At 53.0% G+C, this 20,759-nt stretch carries 18 protein-coding genes and 1 riboswitch; of the genes, 15 read left to right on the top strand and 3 right to left on the bottom strand.

Annotation, left to right across the window (positions count from 1 at the left end; translation table 11 throughout):
• The first annotated feature begins 119 nt into the window (after positions 1-119).
• The 7 genes from AC0LWN_RS17750 to tnpB all read left to right on the top strand — a co-directional run bounded on the left by AC0LWN_RS17750 (position 120) and on the right by tnpB (position 9,848).
• The gene (locus tag AC0LWN_RS17750) at positions 120-3,788 is read left to right on the top strand and encodes a DNA polymerase III subunit alpha (protein ID WP_474667553.1); all 3,669 of its coding nucleotides are present in this window, start codon (positions 120-122) and stop codon (positions 3,786-3,788) included.
• 74 nt (positions 3,789-3,862) lie between these two features.
• Positions 3,863-4,363 carry a phosphatidylglycerophosphatase A family protein gene (locus AC0LWN_RS17745; RefSeq protein ID WP_474667551.1) on the top strand — a complete coding sequence of 167 codons (501 nt, stop codon included), beginning with the start codon at positions 3,863-3,865 and terminating at the stop codon, positions 4,361-4,363.
• A 145-nt stretch (positions 4,364-4,508) separates the two neighbouring features.
• Positions 4,509-4,697, top strand: a complete 189-nt coding sequence (locus AC0LWN_RS17740; protein WP_019912039.1) for a hypothetical protein — start codon at positions 4,509-4,511, stop codon at positions 4,695-4,697.
• Between the two features lie 75 nt (positions 4,698-4,772).
• Positions 4,773-5,666 (top strand): acetyl-CoA carboxylase, carboxyltransferase subunit beta, encoded by an 894-nt coding sequence (accD, locus tag AC0LWN_RS17735; RefSeq protein ID WP_458962973.1) that lies wholly within the window; start codon positions 4,773-4,775, stop codon positions 5,664-5,666.
• Position 5,667: 1 nt separating this feature from the next.
• On the top strand, positions 5,668-6,684 hold the full coding sequence (locus tag AC0LWN_RS17730) for an acetyl-CoA carboxylase carboxyltransferase subunit alpha (RefSeq protein ID WP_474667548.1): 1,017 nt from the start codon (positions 5,668-5,670) through the stop codon (positions 6,682-6,684).
• Positions 6,685-7,032: 348 nt separating this feature from the next.
• The gene (gene pyk / locus AC0LWN_RS17725; RefSeq protein WP_474667545.1) at positions 7,033-8,457 is read left to right on the top strand and encodes a pyruvate kinase; all 1,425 of its coding nucleotides are present in this window, start codon (positions 7,033-7,035) and stop codon (positions 8,455-8,457) included.
• A gap of 311 nt (positions 8,458-8,768) precedes the next feature.
• Positions 8,769-9,848, top strand: coding sequence for an IS200/IS605 family element RNA-guided endonuclease TnpB (gene tnpB / locus AC0LWN_RS17720; RefSeq protein WP_474667543.1), 1,080 nt, complete (start codon positions 8,769-8,771; stop codon positions 9,846-9,848).
• A 152-nt stretch (positions 9,849-10,000) separates the two neighbouring features.
• Here the strand turns inward: tnpB and AC0LWN_RS17715 are convergent, their stop codons facing one another.
• Positions 10,001-10,744, bottom strand: coding sequence for a G1 family glutamic endopeptidase (locus AC0LWN_RS17715; RefSeq protein ID WP_474667541.1), 744 nt, complete (start codon positions 10,742-10,744; stop codon positions 10,001-10,003).
• A 116-nt stretch (positions 10,745-10,860) separates the two neighbouring features.
• Between AC0LWN_RS17715 and AC0LWN_RS17710 the strand changes: the two genes are divergently transcribed.
• The 3 genes from AC0LWN_RS17710 to AC0LWN_RS17700 are packed head-to-tail and all read left to right on the top strand — an operon-like array spanning position 10,861 to position 13,012.
• Positions 10,861-12,042, top strand: a complete 1,182-nt coding sequence (locus AC0LWN_RS17710) for an MFS transporter (protein WP_474667539.1) — start codon at positions 10,861-10,863, stop codon at positions 12,040-12,042.
• Between the two features lie 38 nt (positions 12,043-12,080).
• On the top strand, positions 12,081-12,617 hold the full coding sequence (locus AC0LWN_RS17705; protein ID WP_474667537.1) for an acyl-CoA thioesterase: 537 nt from the start codon (positions 12,081-12,083) through the stop codon (positions 12,615-12,617).
• Positions 12,614-13,012: an FxsA family protein gene (locus AC0LWN_RS17700; protein ID WP_458962980.1), complete on the top strand. Its 399-nt coding sequence runs from the start codon at positions 12,614-12,616 to the stop codon at positions 13,010-13,012. The genes AC0LWN_RS17705 and AC0LWN_RS17700 overlap by 4 nt, the downstream gene beginning before the upstream one ends.
• Positions 13,013-13,092: 80 nt before the next feature.
• Here the strand turns inward: AC0LWN_RS17700 and ytvI are convergent, their stop codons facing one another.
• Positions 13,093-14,208 (bottom strand): sporulation integral membrane protein YtvI, encoded by a 1,116-nt coding sequence (gene ytvI, locus AC0LWN_RS17695; protein ID WP_474667534.1) that lies wholly within the window; start codon positions 14,206-14,208, stop codon positions 13,093-13,095.
• A gap of 380 nt (positions 14,209-14,588) precedes the next feature.
• Between ytvI and citZ the strand changes: the two genes are divergently transcribed.
• The 4 genes from citZ to AC0LWN_RS17675 all read left to right on the top strand — a co-directional run bounded on the left by citZ (position 14,589) and on the right by AC0LWN_RS17675 (position 18,598).
• The gene (citZ, locus tag AC0LWN_RS17690) at positions 14,589-15,701 is read left to right on the top strand and encodes a citrate synthase (protein WP_474667532.1); all 1,113 of its coding nucleotides are present in this window, start codon (positions 14,589-14,591) and stop codon (positions 15,699-15,701) included.
• Between the two features lie 85 nt (positions 15,702-15,786).
• On the top strand, positions 15,787-17,082 hold the full coding sequence (icd, locus tag AC0LWN_RS17685; RefSeq protein WP_458962983.1) for an NADP-dependent isocitrate dehydrogenase: 1,296 nt from the start codon (positions 15,787-15,789) through the stop codon (positions 17,080-17,082).
• Positions 17,083-17,110: 28 nt separating this feature from the next.
• A complete protein-coding gene (gene mdh, locus AC0LWN_RS17680) occupies positions 17,111-18,052 on the top strand; it encodes a malate dehydrogenase (RefSeq protein ID WP_474667529.1) in 942 nt (313 codons plus the stop codon).
• Positions 18,053-18,172: 120 nt separating this feature from the next.
• A complete protein-coding gene (locus AC0LWN_RS17675) occupies positions 18,173-18,598 on the top strand; it encodes a hypothetical protein (protein ID WP_458962985.1) in 426 nt (141 codons plus the stop codon).
• 263 nt (positions 18,599-18,861) lie between these two features.
• Here AC0LWN_RS17675 and AC0LWN_RS17670 read toward each other — a convergent pair whose 3' ends face one another.
• On the bottom strand, positions 18,862-19,287 hold the full coding sequence (locus AC0LWN_RS17670) for an NUDIX hydrolase (protein WP_474667526.1): 426 nt from the start codon (positions 19,285-19,287) through the stop codon (positions 18,862-18,864).
• A 320-nt stretch (positions 19,288-19,607) separates the two neighbouring features.
• Here AC0LWN_RS17670 and AC0LWN_RS17665 point away from each other — a divergent pair, with 320 nt between their 5' ends.
• Entirely contained in the window at positions 19,608-20,474 is an 867-nt protein-coding gene (locus tag AC0LWN_RS17665) for an SDR family oxidoreductase (protein ID WP_474667524.1), read from the top strand.
• A gap of 155 nt (positions 20,475-20,629) precedes the next feature.
• Positions 20,630-20,732, top strand: a riboswitch (TPP riboswitch).
• The last annotated feature ends 27 nt before the right edge of the window (positions 20,733-20,759 follow it).

Here is a 20,759-nt window from a genome sequence, read left to right as displayed (position 1 = left end):
CGCTCTTGACGCAGCCTGTCCTTGTGCTCTTTCTTCATTCTATGGGCGGCTCCCCCTCTAATATGATAAAATAGTTACATCTTATGCTTTGATTTTGGAACCTGAAGGGATGTGGGGATATGAGCCCTTTCGTGCATTTGCATGTGCACAGCGAATACAGTTTACTGGACGGGGCGGCGCGCATTACGGACCTGGTGCGCCGGGCCGGCGAATACGGCATGACGTCGCTTGCGCTTACGGATCATGGAGTGATGTACGGAGCCATCCCCTTCTATAAAGCGTGCAAGGCCAGCGGCATCAAGCCGATCATCGGCTGTGAAGCCTATTTGACGGCAGGCTCCCGCCGGGAGCGGGGCAGCCGCAAGGATCAGCCCATTTACCATCTGATTCTGCTCGCGAAGAATGAGACCGGATACAAAAACCTGATGCGGCTGGTGTCTATCGGTCATCTGGAGGGACAGCACTACAAGCCGCGCATTGATATGGAAGCCCTGGCAGCGCATGCGGAGGGCATCATCTGCCTCAGCGCCTGTCTCGGCGGCGAGGTGCCGCAGCATCTGCTGCACGGACGGGAGGAAGAGGCGCGCAGGGCGGCGCTGCGGTATAAGGCGATTTTTGGCGAGGACTTCTACCTGGAGCTGCAGGATCACGGAATTCCTGAGCAAAAGCGGGTCAACCCGCAGCTGATCGCGCTCGCCGCCGAATGCGGCATCCCGCTGGTGGTTACGAACGATGTCCATTATCTCGCCAAGGAGGATGCCGAAGTTCAAGACGTGCTGATCTGCATCGGGACCGGCAAGACAGTGGATGATGATGAGCGCCTGAAGATCGGAACGGAGCAGTTGTTCCTCAAGAGCGGAGAGCAAATGGCCGCATTGTTCCCGCATGTGCCTGAGGCGATTAGTAATACAGCGGTGATTGCTGAGAAGTGCAATCTGGAGCTAACCTTCGGCGAGCATATCCTGCCGGCGTATTCTCCGCTGCCGGAGGGAAAGGATGCCGCGACCTACCTCCGCGAGCTGTGCTGGAGCGGGCTGGAAGCCCGCTATGCGGACACGCCGCGCTGGTCCTCCCAGGAAGAGAGGGATGCCGCCGGGGCGAGGCTGGCCTATGAGCTGGGTGTTATTGAGAACATGGGGTTCAGCGATTATTTTCTGATCGTCTGGGACTTCATCGCCTTCTGCCACCGGCAGGGGATTGTTACCGGCCCGGGAAGAGGCTCCTCCGCCGGCAGCTTGACCGCCTATTGCCTGCGAATTACCGATGTGGACCCGCTGAAGTACAATCTGCTCTTTGAGCGGTTCCTCAACCCCGAGCGCATTACGATGCCGGATATCGACATCGACTTCAGCGATGAGCGGCGCGATGAGGTTATCGCTTATGTGGTGGATAAATACGGCAAGGAGCATGTGGCGCAGATTATCACCTTCGGAACGATGGCGGCGAGAGCGGCTGTGCGGGACGTAGGGCGTGTGCTGAATCTGCCGTATAACGAGGTGGACAAAGCGGCGAAGCTGATTCCGGGGTACCTTGGGATCAGCATCACCCGGGCGCTGGAGGAGAGCACGGATCTGAAGGCGCTGTACGAAGGCAATCCGAAGATCAGGGACCTGCTTGACATGGCGATGAAGGTTGAGGGCATGCCCCGCCATGCATCGACCCATGCGGCAGGAGTTGTGATCTCCAAGGGGCCGCTGACTGACAACGTGCCGCTGCAGGCCGGCAACGAGAGCACGGCGCTGACCCAGTATTCGATGGAGCATCTGGAGAGCATCGGGCTGCTGAAGATGGATTTTCTCGGGCTGCGCACCCTGTCGATTATTGAGCGCTGCATGAACTGGATCAGGGAAATGACCGGCAGCGTGCCTGATTTCCGCAGCATTCCCGACCATGATCCGCTGACGTACGAGATGCTGGGAGCGGGTGAGACGACCGGCGTCTTCCAGCTCGAGTCGGCGGGGGTGCGGCGTGTGCTGAAGGATATGAAGCCTACGGGCTTCGAGGATATCGTCTCTGTGGTGGCGCTGTACCGGCCCGGCCCGATGGAGTTTATTCCTAAATATATTGCAGGCAAGCATGGGGAGATCGAAGTGGAGTACCCGCATGCCGATCTGAAGCAGATTCTGGATGATACTTACGGGATTATCGTCTATCAGGAGCAGATCATGCAGATTGCCTCGCGGATGGCAGGCTTCTCGCTCGGTGAAGCGGATCTGCTGCGCCGTGCGGTCTCCAAGAAGAAGCGGGAGACGCTGGACAAGGAGCGGGGCCACTTCGTGCAGGGCAGTCTTCAGATGGGCTATACGGAGGCGGATGCCAATGCCGTCTATGATATGATCGTGCGCTTCGCCAACTACGGCTTCCCGCGTGCCCACGCAGCAGCCTATGGCGTGCTGGCCTTCCAGACGGCCTACCTCAAGGCCCATTATCCCGTGCAGTTCATGGCGGCGATGCTGACCGCTGTGATGGGCGTCCACCGCAAGGTGGCGGAATATGTGCTGGAATGCCGGCGCAGCGGCATCGGTGTATTGCCGCCGGATGTCAACGAGAGCGGTGTGCTGTTCACTCCCGTTCCGGGCGAAGGCACAGGGCATATCCGCTTTGGACTGGCGGCGGTCAAGAATGTCGGCACACTTGCTGTGGAGAACATCATGGAGGTGCGCAAGGAGCGTCCGTTCGACAGCCTGCTTGACTTCTGCCGCCGCGTAGATCTGCGAGTCTGCAACAAGCGCGTCATAGAGTCTCTGCTGCAGGCCGGAGCTTTTGACCGGCTGCCGGGACACCGGGCGCAGCTGCTCGCGATGCTGGATGAGACGGTAGAAGCTGCAACGAAGTGGCGCAAGGAGCGCGACGAGCTGCAGATTCAGCTCTTCGACGATTTGATAGAAACGCCGAACTGGGAGATCCGTTACCCGGATATCCCGAATTTCACGGTCACGCAGCAATTGGAGCTGGAGCGCGAGCTGCTCGGGCTCTACCTCTCCGGGCATCCGCTCGACGATGCTGCGGAGCTGCTGGAGGAGCCGGGGATGCAGCGGCTGATGGATCTGGGCGAAGCGGCGGACGAGAGCCAGGCCGTGACAGCGGGCATGGTCGTGTCCGTCAAGGAAATCACTACGAAGGCCGGCAAGGCGATGGCCTTCGTGGAATGGGAAGACCAGATCGAGCGCTGCGAGGTCGTGCTCTTCCCTGAGGTGTGGAAACGCAGCCGCGCCCTGATCGTGAAGGGCGCGCTGCTGGCCCTGCGCGCCAAGGTGCAGCAGGAGGACGAGGGCTTCAAGCTGCTGGCCGAAGAGGTCGCGCCGCTTGGCGCGGACACGCTCCGCGGCCTGCTGCAGCGCCGCAGCGCAGCCGCCGCCCGGGCCGCAGGCGCGGGCCGGGCGGCCACAGCCGGAGTGCCCGGCGGGGCTCCGGCAGCACGGACAGGCGCCGGCAGCCCCGGCGCCTCCCGCAGCGGCGCAGCCGGCGGAGCTGCTGCGCCTGCCACTGCGCCGCGCGCGGCTGCGCCTGCGCCTGCGGCGTCCACGTCCGCCGCGGATGGCACAGACGCGGCGGAGAGCGGCCAGCGTGTCTTTATCAAGATCACGCAGGCTGCTGAGAACCCGGCGCTGCTGTCGCGCCTCCAGGCGCTGCTGCAGCGCCATCCCGGTCCGGCAGCTACCCTGCTGTTCTACGAGCGCGACCAGCGGCTGCTGGCGCTCAGCGACGGCTACCGGATCAAGCCCTCGGAGGAGCTAATCGCGGCTATCGAGACAATGATGGGAGCCGGAACGGTAAGAATAAAATAAGAACATTTCTGCCCCTTTCCGCATACATTAGGAAACCACAGGGCATTGTCCCGTGCGGAAAGGGGAATATTACCATGTCATATCAAATGGCAGCGGAGCTGCTGGAGCGCAGGGGAGTGTCACTGACGTCCATTGCCGAGATCGTATATATTTTGCAGTCGGCCTATTATGCTGAATTAACGAAGGACGAGTGTCTTGCGAGTGTCCAATCGGTCCTCGGCAAAAGAGAGGTCCAGTACACGCTCATGACTGGCGTCGCACTCGATGAACTAGCGGAGAAGAAGCTTCTTCCCCAGCCGCTGCAGGCGGTGATGGAGGCGGATGAATCGCTGTATGGCGCGGACGAGACCCTGGCGCTCGGCATCACGGGGGTATATGGAATGATAGGGCTGACAGGCTTCGGTTATCTCGACAAAATAAAGCTTGGAATCATCGGTGAGCTGAATGCGGATAAGGGAGGCATTCACGTGTTTTTGGATGATCTTGTTGCCGGAATTGCAGCGGCGGCATCGGCCAGAATTGCCCACGGGCATGAGGGAGCCAAGGTATATCCTTATAGCGCCGATACGGAATAATTGCCTGGCCTGGAATTGCTGAATGCAGCCTCCTGCCCCTGTTCCTTCACTCCGCTCCTGTTGCGGGAAAAAAGAAAACTGTGTTATCATGATTCCATTATACGGGATACGGCTGGGAATTAAGATTAGGGAGGCTTTGCAAGGCATGTGGACGGTAATTTATATAGCTCCAACCGCCAAAGTGGCGGATATGATTCAGAGCAAGCTTACGGAAGAAGGCTTTCTGATAAAATGCCGTCCGGTCAATATGTCCAAGCAGCAGTTTGAGATTCTGGTTCCTTCGGGTGAGCTTGAGGAAGTGCAGGAAGTCCTTAATCTGATTCTGCATCCCTGAATATACATCAAGTGAGCAGTTATGACAGCGGCAAGCTGCTGAATGCGCAAATAAACGGCTGAAGAGGTGCGATCCTTGTTCAAAGATTTATTTCAGAAAAAACGGAAGTACGCGACTATTCCTTCAGAACGTCTGGAGCGGAGCGGCGGAGCGGCGGAAGGCGAACGCCCCAAACGGGAGATTCCCGAGGGCTTAATGAGCAAATGCAGCAAATGCGGAACGATCCAGTACAGCAAGGAGCTGGAGAAGAACCTGAAGGTATGCCCTTCCTGCGGCTACCATATGCGTCTGAACGCTTCGGAGCGGATCGCAATGACGCTGGACCCGGAAGGGTTTGTTGAGTTTGACAGCGAAATGGCATCCGTAGATCCGTTGCAGTTCCCCGGCTATGCTTCTAAGCTGGAGCAGCAGCAGTCCAAAACCGGACAGGTTGATGCTGTAATTACGGGACAAGGCACCATTGGCGGACATCCTGTCATTGTGGCTGTGATGAATTTTGAATTTTTTACCGGCAGTATGGGTTCGGTTGTGGGCGAGAAGATTACCCGCGCGGTTGAAGAAGCTACCGAGAAGAGACTCCCGCTGCTGATCTTTTCGACTTCGGGCGGAGCCCGGATGCAGGAGAGTATTCTGAGCCTGATGCAGATGGCCAAGACAAGTGCGGCGCTCGCCCGGTTTGGCGAGGTGGGCGGACTGTATATCTCGGTGATTACCGATCCGACCACGGGCGGTGTATCCGCGAGCTTTGCCAGTCTTGGTGATATTATCATTGCCGAGCCGGGAGCCGTATTTGGTTTTGCCGGCCGGATTGTCATTGAGCAGACGATCCGCCAGAAGCTTCCTGAGGATTTCCAGACCGCTGAATTTAATCTTCAGCACGGACAGCTTGATCTCGTGGTGCACCGCAAGGAAATGCGCGCCACATTGACCAAGCTGCTGGACCTGCATGACGTGAAAGGGGGATTTTAGGTTGGCGGGAGAGTTGCCTTTTGAAATGCCTCTACTGGAAATGCGCAAGAAAATTGCTGAGCTGAAGCAGTTCGGCGAAGAGAAGGGGATTGATTTCAGCGATGAGGTCGCCCGGCTTGAGGAACGCTACCGCGTGCTAGAGGATGAGATTTATTCCAATATATCGCCTTCGCAGAAGATGCATCTGGCACGGCATCACAACCGTCCCACCTCGCTTGATCTGATGGGGCTGATTTTTACTGATTATATTGAGCTGCATGGCGACCGTCTGTTCGGTGATGATCTTGCTGTAGTTGGCGGTATCGCCAAGCTGAACGGAGTTCCCGTAACAGTAATCGGCCAGCAGCGCGGCAAGGATACTAAGGACAATATTGCGCGTTTCTTCGGCAGCGCGCATCCTGAAGGGTTCCGCAAATCGCTTCGTTTGATGAAGCAGGCCGAGAAGTTCGGCCGTCCGGTCATTACCTTTATCGACACCAAGGGGGCTTACCCCGGCAATACGGCAGAGGAAAGAGGCCAGTCCGAGGCGATTGCCAGAAACCTGTATGAGATGTCCCAGCTTGCTGTTCCTGTGATCTCTATTGTGATCGGTGAAGGCGGCAGCGGCGGAGCGCTGGCTTTGGCTGTAGGCAACCGTGTACTCATGCTGGAGCATGCGATTTATTCGGTAATCTCCCCGAACGGAGCGGCGTCAATCCTTTGGAAGGATGCCTCTAAGGCGGAGCAGGCCGCAGAAGCCATGAAGATTACGGCAGCCGACCTGCTGGATATGGAAGTTATTGAGGAGATTGTGCCTGAGCCGAGAGGCGGCGCCCACCGTGATTACGAGGCAACGGCGGCGGCAATCAAGGATGCCGTATGGCGTCATTTGCAGGAGCTGTCGGCTATGGACTGTGCTGAACTCAAAGAGGACCGTTATTTGAAATTCCGCAAAATCGGTAAGTTTGCCGAAGGCGGAACAGAGTTCGTTGCCGCAGAAGAAGGAGAAGAGGAAGAAGAAGTGCAGAGCGTGGAGTAGGCCCTGTATTTTACCGGATGCAGGCTTTGTTCGTTTGCACTTTCACACATAAATTCGCTTTTTTAGTCCATAGATGAAACTGGAAGCAGATTACATTTATTGGCGTAAAAATAATCCCGTGCAATTTGCGGGGTTATTTTATTTTGTGCGCTTTCTTTGAAAATTCGACGTTAATTTACAATGAAAAGATGCTTCAACATTGATTTTGTGCCCAAGTTGCAGTAATATTCATAAGGGCGCAGTTAAAGGTTCATGTGATAAAGTTCCTATGCAAACGACAAGCCTTATAGTAGATTTTGTAGTTGGAAAAAGTGAGACAGAGAGAACGAAAAAACGGAGGAAAACCTAATGCGGAAAAGTAAAATTGTATGTACGATTGGTCCTGCTAGCGAATCGTTGGAGAACATCAAAAAATTGATTTTGGCCGGTATGAATGTAGCCCGTCTGAACTTCTCCCACGGCGATTTTGAAGAGCACGGCAGCCGGATCAGAACGATCCGTCAGGCTTCCCAGGAGCTTGGTAAGACTGTTGCAATCCTGCTCGATACCAAAGGACCAGAAATTCGCACAGGCAAGCTGGAAGTAGAACCGATTGAACTGGTTCAGGATGAGTACCTGACATTGACTACGGAAGAAATCCTTGGCAACCAAAACCGTATCTCTGTCACGTACAGCGACCTTCCTAACGATGTTCAAGTAGGATCGACTATCCTCATCGACGATGGTCTTATCGGACTTACCGTTGTTGACATTCAAGGCACAGAAATCAAGACCCGCATTGTTAACGGTGGTACAATCAAGAGCAAAAAAGGCGTTAACGTACCAGGAGTTGCCATCTCCTTGCCGGGCATTACGGAAAAAGACACCAACGATATCATTTTTGGGATCGAACAGGACATCGATTTTATCGCCGCTTCCTTCGTTCGCAAAGCCAGCGACGTTCAGGAAATCCGTGCACTGCTTGAGAAGCACAATGCTTCCCACATCCAAATCATTTCCAAAATCGAAAACCAGCAAGGTGTTGACAACCTTGATGAAATTCTGGCAGCTTCCGACGGCCTGATGGTTGCCCGCGGCGACCTTGGCGTGGAAATCCCTGCTGAAGATGTGCCTCTGGCTCAAAAGCTGATGATTCAAAAATGCAACATCGCCGGCAAACCGGTTATCACAGCTACACAAATGCTGGATTCCATGCAGCGCAACCCGCGTCCTACCCGCGCTGAAGCGAGTGACGTAGCGAACGCTATCTTTGACGGAACAGATGCAATCATGCTGTCCGGTGAAACTGCTGCCGGGAAATATCCGGTAGAATCCGTTCTCACAATGTCCCGCATTGCTGAGAAAGCTGAATCTGCTCTGAACCACCGCGAAATCTTCATGAAGCAGCAAATTGCTCAAGAAACAACAGTAACTGAAGCGATCAGCCAATCCGTAGCGATTTCCGCTCTGGATCTGAATGCTAAAGCTATTATTTCTTCAACTGTAACAGGACACACAGCACGTGTGGTTTCCAAATACCGTCCTAAATCGCCGATCATCGCGGTGACGACTCAAGAAAGAACAATGCGTCAGCTGGCTCTCGTATGGGGCGTAACTCCGGTTCACGGACTTGAAGCGACTTCGACAGACGAACTGCTGGAAACTGCTGTTAAAGGCGGCAAAGCATCCGGTCTGGTTAATGCAGGCGATCTTGTTGTGATTACAGCAGGTATCCCGCTCGGACGCTCCGGCTCCACTAACCTGGTAAAAGTAGACACTATTCCTGCTAACTAATCTCGGGAAAAATGCTCTTTACCATGTTTGACTGAATACAAAAAAGCAATGGTGCAAGATGCCATTGCTTTTTTTGTCAAATAGAGAAGCTACTGTGTCAATTCTTATGCCAGCCCCATTATCATCTTCTGTGGCGATACGTCAGTCGGCACCTGGGTGGTTTTGCGGGCTGTTTTAACCATCAGAATTTCCCTATTTCTAAAGTGGTGGGATGAATGGCAACGGTCTTTCTTATCGAAATTCAGCATCCTTACATACGAACATTCGTGCTATAATGAACTCGTAAATTCCTGGAAAGGAGTTGCGTGGCATTGTCAGTACTTAAAGCGTATAAATACCGGATCTATCCCACCCATGAGCAACAGCAATATCTAGCCAAGGTGTTCGGATGTGCCCGTTTTATCTACAACAAAATGCTTGCGGATAAGATCGAACACTATAAACAAACGGAGAAAATGCTCCACAATACACCTGCCAGGTACAAGAAAGCATTCCCGTGGCTGAAAGAAGTGGACAGCCTTGCATTAGCAAACGTCCAGCTCAACCTGGAGAAAGCCTATAAGAATTTTTTTCGGGATAAGAGCATAGGCTCCCCTAAATTCAAAAGCAAGAAGACGAACAATAATAGCTTCAAAACGAACAATCAAAACGGAACGATAGTCATTAAAGATGGAACGATAAAAATTCCGAAGCTAAAGACAAGAATCCGAATCAAGGTACATCGTCCATTTACGGGGCGGATCAAATCCTGCACGATATCCAAGACACCATCAGGAAAATACTTTGCATCCGTATTGGTAGAAACAGAGATAGCCCCTTTGCCAGAAACAGAAAACAAGATTGGCGTTGATCTAGGATTGAAAGACTTTGCGGTGACTTCGGGTGGTGAAGTGATCGCAAATCCGAAACATCTACGTAAATCTGAACAACGATTAGCCAAGCTGCAAAAGGACTTATCGCGAAAGAAGAAAGGGAGCCATAACCGAGCTAAAGCAATATTGAAGGTTGCCAAGCTTCATGAAAAAATAGCCAATCAGCGTAAAGACTTCTTGCACAAAACGTCAACCCAAATGATACGCGATAACCAAGTGATCGTGATGGAAGACTTACGTGTAAAGAACATGATGCAGAATCACAAATTAGCTAAAGCCATTTCTGAAGTATCGTGGAGCATGTTTCGAGCGATGCTCGAATATAAAGCAAAGTGGTACGGAAGAACAGTGATGATTGCGCCAAAAAACTATGCAAGCAGCCAATTATGTTCCTGCTGTGGATACAAAAATGCAGAAGTGAAAAACCTTGCTGTCCGTGAATGGACATGTCCTGAATGTAGTTCACAACACGACAGAGATAGGAATGCGGCTGTAAATCTTCTGAAATTAGCAATGTAAATTGCACTGATCGGGATAGGAACTATCCTCTAAGCTTGGATAAACTTGGAGCAGTAGCTCTATTGACCAAGAAGCACCCACCTTTTATGTGGCGTGTAGTTCACATTTCAGAATTGTTATATATTGAATTGAGAGTTTGGGGAAAAGTACAATTAAGACCGGACAAAAATAGGGCTTCTGGAGTGAACCAGAGGTTTTCCTTTACGATAGACTCGTTTGACATTAAAAGCATCACCGTTTGCACTGGGACTGGAAGGCACGGCTACCGTAATCTTGTTCTGAACCATGATTCCGCTGTCGGCAGGCGTCAGCCTCGGGCTTTTGCCGTTCACACTGCAGCGGAAGAATCTGGTGGTAGTCATTTTGCTAAGTGCTCCGATCTTGCCTCCCACCTGGGGAGCTTCCATAATCCATTCTGCGGAGGATTGCGGTCCGGTGTAACGCTGGAATGTGCGGAAGGTCCATTGCCTGCTGAGATTGCGGAGGGTGATGAGCCATTTGCCGCTGCTTTCCTTGGTGATAGAAGCCCGCATATGGTCCCCTGGCGAGACAGGCAACGGGATTACCGTTTCCGCAGCAGGGAGGATTTCCCACCAGGCGTAATAGTGGACTACCCCGTTAATGGATTCATGGCCGGTTCCCGTCTGGATCAGATTGCTGTTCTTGAAGCCGTCAATCCCAATCCAGGCTGAGGAATAAGCGGTTTTGGAAGTGGCTTTGATAAAAGGGACAATCCAATCGCCGGATATTTGTCTGAAGGCACCCTTTTTGCCGGAGATGGCATATCCGCTCCAGTTGCTGGAGACCCAGCCAAAACCGGTGCTTTGAGCTTTGTTCTTATGGGCTTTAGCCGTGACACAGGGCCGGGTGCGCTTTGAAAGATCAGCTTTGCTCACAGATCCACCGCCTTTACGATATAAGGATTTATAGTTTGCTGCTCTATTAAATGCGGCAGATGGATTTGAAGTATGGGTATTCCGTTAAAAAGGAATAGAGAGGACCTATCGCACAAATGAAAAAAATGCTCAATCTGCGCGGATTTTATCTTTTTCTGGGACTCGCCGGCGGCTCGTTTGGCTCGTATCTTACGCTTCTTTTGAAGCATAATGGACTGGACAGCAGCCAAATTGGTATGCTGATGGCGACAGGCACACTGATTGCGATCTGTATTCAGCTTCTTTGGGGAGTCATTTCCGACCGTAATAACCAGACCCGGCTTGTACTTATTCTGAGTGTGGCAGTGCCGGCTGTGCTGGCAACATTGTACCAATCGGAATATTTCATCGTATTGCTGGTGGTCTACACGGTGGCAACCATCTTCTCATCTACACAAGCTCCTATAGCCGATTCTTACGCCATTGCAGCAGCGAATCAGGCGGGGGCCACCTATGGAAGCATCCGGATGATGATGAGCATAGGAGCGGCCGTAGGCGCCTTTGTGGGGTCGCAGTATGTATCGCATTTTTCCGTGTCCACGATCTGGCTGCCGTATCTGCTACTCAATGGCGTTGCCGTCATTTTTGCGCTCACCCTGCCTAAGGAGGCGGAAGAGAACCGCATGATGAGCCAGTCGTTCTCCAAGGGGATCAAAAAGCTGCTGGGTAACAAAATCTTTTTGGCCTTTCTGGGCGGAAGCTTTTTGGTGAACCAGACGATGACGGCTTTTGGCACATACTTTGTGCTGGCCTTTCAATCTGTCGGGGGTTCAACAAGCTATGCCGGAATTGCGCTCTTCATCGCTTCTGTAACCAACGTTCCCTCCATGCTGTATGCCTCTAAGATCATCAGGAAGCTGGGCAGGGAGCGCACACTGCTGCTTGGGGCGCTGATCTATGTGCTGCGGTGGGGAATTCAGGTCGCCTTTCCGAGTCCTGTGGTGATGGTTGCTGTGCAGGTACTGCATGGCTTGTCTTTTGGGCTCTTTTATATCGCTGCGGTCGAATATGTGTCCCAGATTACGTTACCGGAGATGCAGGCTACGGGCCAAAGCGTGTTCAATATTGTGTTCTCCGGCTTTGCGGGGATTCTGGGCAATCTGCTGAACGGAATTTTGCTGGAGCAAGGCGGTGTGGGGCTGATGAATCTGTCCTGCATGCTCAGCTCATCGGCGGGAGCGCTTTTGCTTTTCTATGTAGCCCGAAGCACGCGGGGCAGCATCCCGCTGCCTGTGGCTTCGAAGGGGACCGGGGCTTAGAGTACCGGGGCTGTTAATACAGAAAGGGGCATTTACAGATGGAATCACGTAATCCGGTATTGACCAGCCGCTGGCATGGCACTGCCTTTCGTGTACGATATCAGGAAACCGACCAAATGGGTGTGGTGTATCATGCCAATTATTTGAGCTGGTTTGAGACTGGACGCACCGAGATGTTCCGCGAGCTGGGTTTTGCCTACCGTTCGCTTGAGAGCATGGGGGTGCTTCTGCCTGTCACGTCCGCAGATTTGCAATTTAAAAGTCCGGCGCGCTATGATGATCTTATCGCCGTGTATGCGAGGCTTACGACCTTCTCGGCGTTGAGGGTGGTATACGAATATGAAATCCGGAGGCTGGCAGAGCCGGAAGCGGGCGGGAGTTCAGATGCTGCTGCGCATGCGGAGCTTTCCGTGCCGTCAGGCCTTCAGCGGTTGCCAGGAGAGCTGCTGGTTACCGGCTCAACGAGCCATGTGTGGCTGAATATGGACTGGAAGCCTGTTAGGCTGGACCGGGTGCTGCCGGAATTGTTTTACGCCATAACGATGGCGCTAAGGAAAGAAGGAGGAGCAGAATGATAAGAAGCAAATGGCTGTGGGCTGCATTATTTATTATCCCAGCCGTGGAATTATTCGGGTTTATTTATGTGGCAGGTTTTCTGGGAGCGCCCAAAACACTGCTGCTCATGCTGGCTTCCTCCGTGATCGGCTTCTTAATGATGAGGTTCGAAGGCAAGAAGGTGCTGCTGGACAGCAAGACGCAGATGCAGGAAGGCCGGGTGCCGGGACGGACCATGCTGGACGGCCTGTGCATATTTTTTGGCGGTCTGCTGCTGATTCTTCCAGGATTCGTGACGGATATCGTCGGCTTTACTCTGGTGTTTCCGCTGACCCGGCCGCTGTACCGGGTTTTTCTGTTGAAGTGGATTGAGAAAAAAATGAAAAACGGCACCTTCACCTTTTACCGCAGATAAGGTGAAAGTGCCGCCAGGCGTTCTGCTGCAGATGATGCAGCAGAACGCCTATTTTGCATTGCTTGGGCAGATGCCCTAAGCTAATGCAGCCTGCCGCTGACGATGTAGCTGCGCAGCGCGCGGAAAACACCGGCCCGGTTGAAGGCGTCGAGGACGACCAGTATCACCGGACCGAGGAGAAGGCCGAGCATGCCGAATAGCTGCATGCCTGCGTACATACCGATCAGCATGGCAAGCGGATCAAGGCCAATGCTGCTGGCAAGCACCTTCGGTTCGAGCACCTGGCGGGTGATCAGGATCACGGCATAGAGCACTGACAGCCCGATGCCAAGCGCCAGATTGCCTGTCATGTAGGAATAAACCGCCCAAGGGAGCAGCACAATGCCTACGCCGAGATAAGGGAACAGATCGACCATTCCGATGGTCAGTCCAATGGCGAAGGCGGAATCCACACCCAGCAGCAGCAGACCGATGATGACAATAACGGCTGTAATGGAGATGAGCACAAGCTGCGCCCGCAGGTAGCCGAACAGCGCTTTGCGCAGACCTTCCCAGATATCGGCCACCGGCCTTCGCAGAGGCGCGGGTACAAGCGCATTCAGCTTAGCATTATGCCGCTCCCAGCCGGTGCTGAGAAAAAAAGCGGATAAAACTACGACGACAAGAATGGTGCCTATGCTTGGCAGGGCGGAGACCAGCTTCAGGATCATGTTGAAGAATCCGGTGATAAGCTGTGTCACGGCCTGGCCCACCGTTTCCGTGGTCCGGCTGATATTGCTGTCAATGGTGGCGTGATAATTCGGGTTATCGTGGTAGAACTGGTTGATTTGGTTAATAATATTTTGAATGCTGGCATTGCGGCTGACGGACAATAGCAGTTCCCGCCACTTATCGGTATGAAGATCGAAGGTCTGGAGCAGCACGATCAGCTCCTTGACAAGCCTTGTGATCAGCGCAGTCAGTACAAGCAGGGTGCCCCCGATATAGAACAGCAGCGACAAGGATACGGCCAGCCAGCGCGGAAGCTTGAAGCCTCTGAGGATCAGCACCAGCGGATGGATCAGGTAGGCTAGCAGATAGGCGAGCAGCAGCGGGTAGACCAGCGGCAGCAGCACATATACCGCAAGCAGCAGCGACGCGGCGGCGAGGACGACCCACAGGCCGCGCAGTACTCTTTTTAATACCAATGAGTCCATCAATTTATCCCCTCCAGGTAAGGCTGCCAGCGCCCCGAAAAACGGCTCGTCTTATATATATTCAAAGCTTGGATATAAAGACTACCAGATGTTGAACGACGCTCCATATAACCTGAAAGCGCAAACATGAATCAAAATAGCCAGAAGTTTTTTTCTATCTCTCCGATAAAATCATTTAATGCGGTGTAAAGCTTCCACGTTGTTCACATAACCGTCAAAATCCGGTATGATTATGTAAGGTTCAAAGCCAAAATTTCGTTGCATTCTCTGCAGGAGCTCATTTCGACTATTTTTTAGAAAGTTATGATACCTTAAAATGTAAATGTTTTCATGAGCTCAAAACGGCTTTTATACTCTTGTTGGCAAAGGAGAGATATACCATGACAGCTACTAAAGGACTGGAAGGCATCGTTGCCGCTACCTCCTCGATCAGTTCGATTGTGGACGGCGTGCTCACTTACCGTGGTTACGATATTGATGATCTTGCGGCAAATGCCACCTTCGAAGAGACCGCATATCTGCTGTGGTTCGGCAATCTTCCGACGACTCCCGAGCTTCACGCGCTGCAGCGTGATCTTAGTGCGTTCGCCAAGATCCCGGAGCAGGTAATCGCGCAAATGAAGCTGTATCCCAAAGAAGCCAACACGATGGCGGCGCTGCGTACGGCTGTATCCAGCCTTGCTCTGTACGACGAAGCGGCAGACGACATGAGCCGTGAAGCGAATGAAACCAAGGCGGTGAAGCTGCAGGCGCAGATTCCGACGGTGGTCGCCGCACTGTCGCGGATACGCAAGGGTCTTGAGCCTATTGCGCCAAAGGACGGCGTTTCGCTTGCCGAGAATTTCCTGTATATGCTGTGGGGCAAACAGCCGGATATCGTATCCATCAAAGCGCTGGACGCCGCACTTGTGCTCCATGCCGATCATGAGCTGAACGCTTCCACATTTGCCGGCCGGGTAACTGTAGCTACGCTCTCCGATATTTATTCCGGCGTAACTTCGGCAATCGGCGCGCTTAAGGGGCCGCTGCATGGCGGGGCGAATGAGGCCGTGATGAAGATGCTGGAGGAGATCGGCAGCCTGGATAACGTGGAGCCGTACATCCGGGGCAAGCTGGAACGCCGTGAGAAGGTGATGGGCTTCGGACACCGTGTCTACAAGAACGGCGATCCGCGCGCCAAACATCTCATGAAGATGTCCTACGAGCTGGGAATGATGAAGAATGACACGACGCTGTACGACATGTCGGTGAAGATCGAGGAGCTGATCACAGGGCAGAAGGGACTTAAGCCTAATGTGGATTTTTATTCGGCTTCGGTTTACACGCAGCTAGGCATTGACCGGGAGCTGTTTACGCCGATCTTTGCGATCAGCCGTACTTCGGGATGGACCGCACATATTCTGGAGCAATATGTAGACAACCGCATCATTCGTCCGCGTGCAGAATACACAGGTTTGTCCGAACAAAAGTACATTCCGGTTGACGAGAGATAAAAAGCGGCCCTTGCGGGCCGCTATACCCCTTTAGTAGAATGAAATATAAACCAAACTCACAAAACTTTTAGGAGGATATCTACAAATGTTGAAACTGGAAAAATACGATCTGCCGACAGAAGGCGAACAAATTACAATCGAAGACGGCAAGCTGCTCGTTCCGGATCATCCGATCATCCCGTTCATTGAGGGTGACGGTACAGGCCGCGACATTTGGAAAGCCTCCAAACGGGTGCTGGATGCTGCAGTAGCCAAGGCTTACGGCGGTGCGAAGCAGATTGCCTGGTACGAAGTGTTTGCCGGTGAAAAAGCCTTCAATACATATGGTGAATGGCTGCCGAATGATACGCTGGAGGCGATCCGTGAATATATTGTGGCGATCAAGGGACCGCTGACTACGCCAATCGGGGGAGGCATCCGCTCTCTGAACGTGGCGCTGCGCCAGGAGCTGGATCTGTATGTGTGTCTGCGTCCGGTCCGCTATTTCGACGGCGTTCCTTCGCCGGTGAAGCATCCTGAGCTGGTGGACATGGTTATTTTCCGTGAGAATACGGAGGATATTTATGCCGGCATCGAATATAAGGAAGGCTCTGCCGAAGTGAAGAAAGTGATCGAATTCCTGCAGCAAGAGCTGGGCGTGAACAAAATCCGCTTCCCGGAAACATCCGGTATCGGCATCAAGCCGGTATCCTCGGAAGGCTCCAAGCGTCTGGTCCGCTCTGCAGTTGAATATGCCATCAAGCACGGACGCAAGAGCGTAACGCTGGTTCATAAAGGCAACATCATGAAATTCACAGAAGGCGCGTTTAAGAACTGGGGTTATGAAGTCGCTGAGCAGGAGTTCGGCGAGCATGTCTTCACCTGGAATCAATATGATGCCATCAAGGAACGTGATGGTGAGGCTGCGGCGAATGCGGCTCAGAAGGAAGCGGAAGCGGCCGGCAAAATCATCATCAAGGATGCGATTGCGGACATCGCCCTGCAGCAGGTACTGACCCGTCCAACCGATTTCGATGTGATTGCTACGCTGAACCTGAACGGCGACTATTTGTCCGACGCGCTGGCTGCGCAAATTGGCGGCATCGGCATCGCTCCGGGAGCGAATATCAACTATGTTACCGGGCACGCTATCTTTGAAGCTACTCATGGTACTGCGCCGAAATATGCTGACAAGGACGTAGTGAATCCGGGTTCGGTGATCCTGTCCGGGGTCATGCTGCTGGAGCATCTGGGCTGGCAGGAAGCGGCTGACCTGATCTATAAAGGCATGAGCACAGCGATCAATAACAAGACGGTTACTTATGATTTTGCCCGCCAAATGGAAGGTGCAACGGAGCTGAAATGCTCGGCGTTTGCTGACGAAATCATCAAGCATCTGTAAGCCGATCAATCTTTCAGGAGGATGACGAGTGGCCATCAAACGCAATAAAATTACTGTCGTGGGCGCCGGTTCTACCGGCGCTACCACGGCGCTTATGATTGCACAGAAGGAGCTCGGCGACGTGGTGCTGCTGGATATTCCCCAGCTTGAGAATCCGACCAAAGGCAAGGCGCTGGACATGCTGGAGGCCGGTCCTGTGCTGAGGTTCAGCAGCCAGATTACGGGAACCTCAAGCTATGAGGATGCGGCAGATTCCGATGTTGTGATTGTCACGGCGGGCGTTGCCCGCAAGCCGGGCATGAGCCGCGATGATCTCGTGAATACGAATGCTTCCATCGTGAAATCAGTCTGTGAGAATGTGAAGCGGGTCGCTCCCGAATCCATTGTCATCATTCTGAGCAACCCGGTGGATGCTATGACTTATGTGGCCTACAAGACGCTGGGCTTTCCTAAGAACCGCGTCATTGGCCAATCCGGCGTGCTGGATACCGCGCGTTATTGTACCTTCATCGCGCAGGAGCTTAACGTGTCTGTGGAGGATGTGCGCGGCTTTGTGCTGGGCGGCCACGGGGATGACATGGTTCCGCTGGTCCGCTACTCCAGTGTCAGCGGCATTCCGATTGAGACGCTGATTCCTGCACAGCGGATTGCCGAGATTGTGCAGCGCACGCGTGTCGGCGGCGGTGAAATCGTCAGCCTGCTCGGCAACGGCAGCGCCTATTATGCGCCTGCGGCTTCGCTGGTGCAGATGGCAGAAGCGATACTGAAGGACAAGAAACGGATTATTCCTGTGATCGCCCTGCTTGAAGGGGAATACGGCTATGATAGTCTGTTCATGGGAGTTCCGGCGCTGCTGGGTGCGGATGGCATTGGGAAGATTTATGAGCTGGAGCTGACGCCGGAAGAGAAAGCGGCCCTGGATAAGTCTGCCGATTCAATACGTGCGATTACTGCAGTAGTTACAATCTAAATTCCGGCTAGAAGCCCTCATTTGCTATTAAGAAATGAGGGCTTTTCTTTTCATCTGCTATTTGGTTGGGTATAATAGTAATGTAACTTATATCACAGCGAAAAGTGAGGAGAGTATAGTATGGATCGGATTTTCTTTTTCTTACATATGATCGGGACACTGGCACTTGGTTTCTATCTGGTTCTGCCGTTTATTCTGAGCAGCACGGCAAAGCTGTCCGCTCCAGCCAAGGAGGGAACACTGAGCGCAATTGGCGGCTTTAACCGCTTCGCTCAATACGGGCTGGTTGTTCAATTGCTGACTGGCGGTTATATGATCTCGAAGGGGGATTATACCGTAGCCTGGATGGTTGTTGTGGTTGTACTGCTGCTCGCAATGTTCGCCCTGGGCGGGATTATGGGCAAGCCGCTGCGCCTGGCCGCAGCCGGAATGCGCGAGAACCGTGATGTTACGGCCCACACTGCAAAGCTGCGCACCATGAGCCTGCTGCTGATGGTCGTGCTGATTGTGATGATGTTTTTTATGGTGTACAGACATATTATTTAAGCTGAACCGGGCAATCAGTGGTTGACGTCAGGAGGGGGAGGAAAGAGCTATTTTCGTGTCAATGCCGGAACGAGTGTGAACATGAAGTGAACATCAAAATAGCGGTAAATTCGCTCTCTATTCTAGGCTGGGACAGACGTTTCAGGAAGATAGCGGGAAAGCGTCCTCATAAGTACTCAAGCCTATCCTGCTAAAAACGAGGGGGTTCCAGGCAGCCACTTCATGGCTCATGGGACCCCCTCTTCTTGTAGTATAGTTGTTGCTCACAGCAGCTCCTCCAGCGCAAACACATTACTTTTCTCAAATTCCTCCAGGATGCCGGGCGGCAGCAGGGTCTGAGCCTCAAGCTTGGTGCTCCATTTATAAGCCGCATGCTCTTCCGAGAGCAGTACTGTATCTTCTTGTGACCGGCACAGGTAGGTGATGATGACTAGCTGCCTGCCCGGATCGCTCAGAAAGGAGGATGCATATAAAAGTGCTCCTACAGCTACCGTAAGCCCGGTCTCCTCCCTGATCTCCCGCACCAGCGCGGCCTCCAGGCCTTCTCCGAATTCAATTTTCCCTCCCGGGCATTCCCAACTCCCTGCCCCTACAGAATCCTCCGCAGCGCGCTGTACAAGCAGAATTTTGCCTTTATGCACAATAACTCCTTTGACGGCAACGACGATGCTCCTTGAATTTCTGGTCATAAATGTGCCTGCCTCCTTAACCTAACCTCGTTGTTCCGTCCAAATCTCCATGCCTGACAAACACAATGTTCTCTAAATTATATCTGGTGTCTTCACGAAAAACGACTGTATGTGGTAAAGATAATTCAGCTATATAAGCTGAACTAAAGAACTACCAAAAGGCAGAAGTGGCGGAGGGGAAGTTTGGAACTGTAGGAGCGGTAGCGTCCGCCTTTGTCTTCAAGTTTTACAGCACACCCGACGCATAATCCAAGCCCCATAAGCCATCCTAAAACGATGATGCTACTTCCATAGTTGCACAGCGAAAGGAGACAAGGATCATGCCAAACAATCAAGCCACACAAACCTTACCCCCGCAGGAGCAGAAGCAACAGCCCGGGATTGAGAGCCAGATGAAGCCACTGCCGGAATTCGAGACGTCAGCCTATAAGGCGGCAGGCAAGCTGCTGGGCAAGGCGGCGCTTATTACTGGGGGTGACAGCGGCATTGGGCGCGCGGTGGCTGTTCATTTTGCCAAGGAAGGCGCGGATGTCGTTGTTTCTTATCTGAATGAGCATTCGGATGCCGAAGAGACCAAACGCCAGGTGGAGCAGGAAGGCCGCAAATGTATTTTGGTAGCCGGTGATATCGGTGTGGAAGCCTTCTGCCAGGATCTGATTAAAAAGACGGTGGACGGACTGGGCAAGCTGGACATCCTGATCAACAATGCCGCCGAGCAGCATCCGCAGGACAAGATTGAGAATATCACTTCCGAGCAGCTTGAACGTACCTTCCGCACGAATATTTTCTCTATGTTCTACTTGACCAAGGCGGCAATGCCCCATCTGAAAAAAGGCTCCACGATCATCAACACGACCTCCATCACGGCCTATAGGGGCAGCCCGCAGCTGCTGGACTATTCGTCCACCAAAGGCGCAATTCTCAGCTTCACCCGGTCACTCTCGATGAATCTGGCGGAACAGGGCATTCGTGTCAACGCTGTCGCGCCGGGTCCAGTCTGGACTCCGCTTATCCCGTCTTCCTTTGACGCCAAGAAGGTCAGCGAGTTCGGCGGCACACAGCCGATGAAACGCCCCGGCCAACCGGAGGAGCTGGCACCCGCCTATGTCTATCTCGCTTCTGAGGATTCATCCTATGTAAGCGGACAGGTGATTCATGTCAATGGCGGCGAGATTATAAACGGCTAACAGGAGCATTGATGCTCTATAAATCAGGTGTAAGAGCGTACCTCTGCGGTCCGCTCTTTTTGCTGCGCATGCTCATTGGTAACTTCTCATATCATTTCTATAGCTTTTTCGAGGAAAACTATGTTAATATGAAGCACGTCAGCAACTGAATATGAATTTGCCACTAGGGGTGCCGCAAGGCTGAGACGAACCTGACCGTTCGGACCCTTTGAACCTGATCTGGTTTATACCAGCGTAGGAAAGTGTGAACGAATGACTGCAGCGGGGCTTATCCTTCAGCCCGTA

The sequence above is a fragment of the Paenibacillus sp. sgz302115 genome, assembly GCF_056120445.1.
The sequence above is the reverse complement of the archived record's forward strand: the minus strand, read 5'-3'. Positions and strand labels throughout refer to the sequence as shown.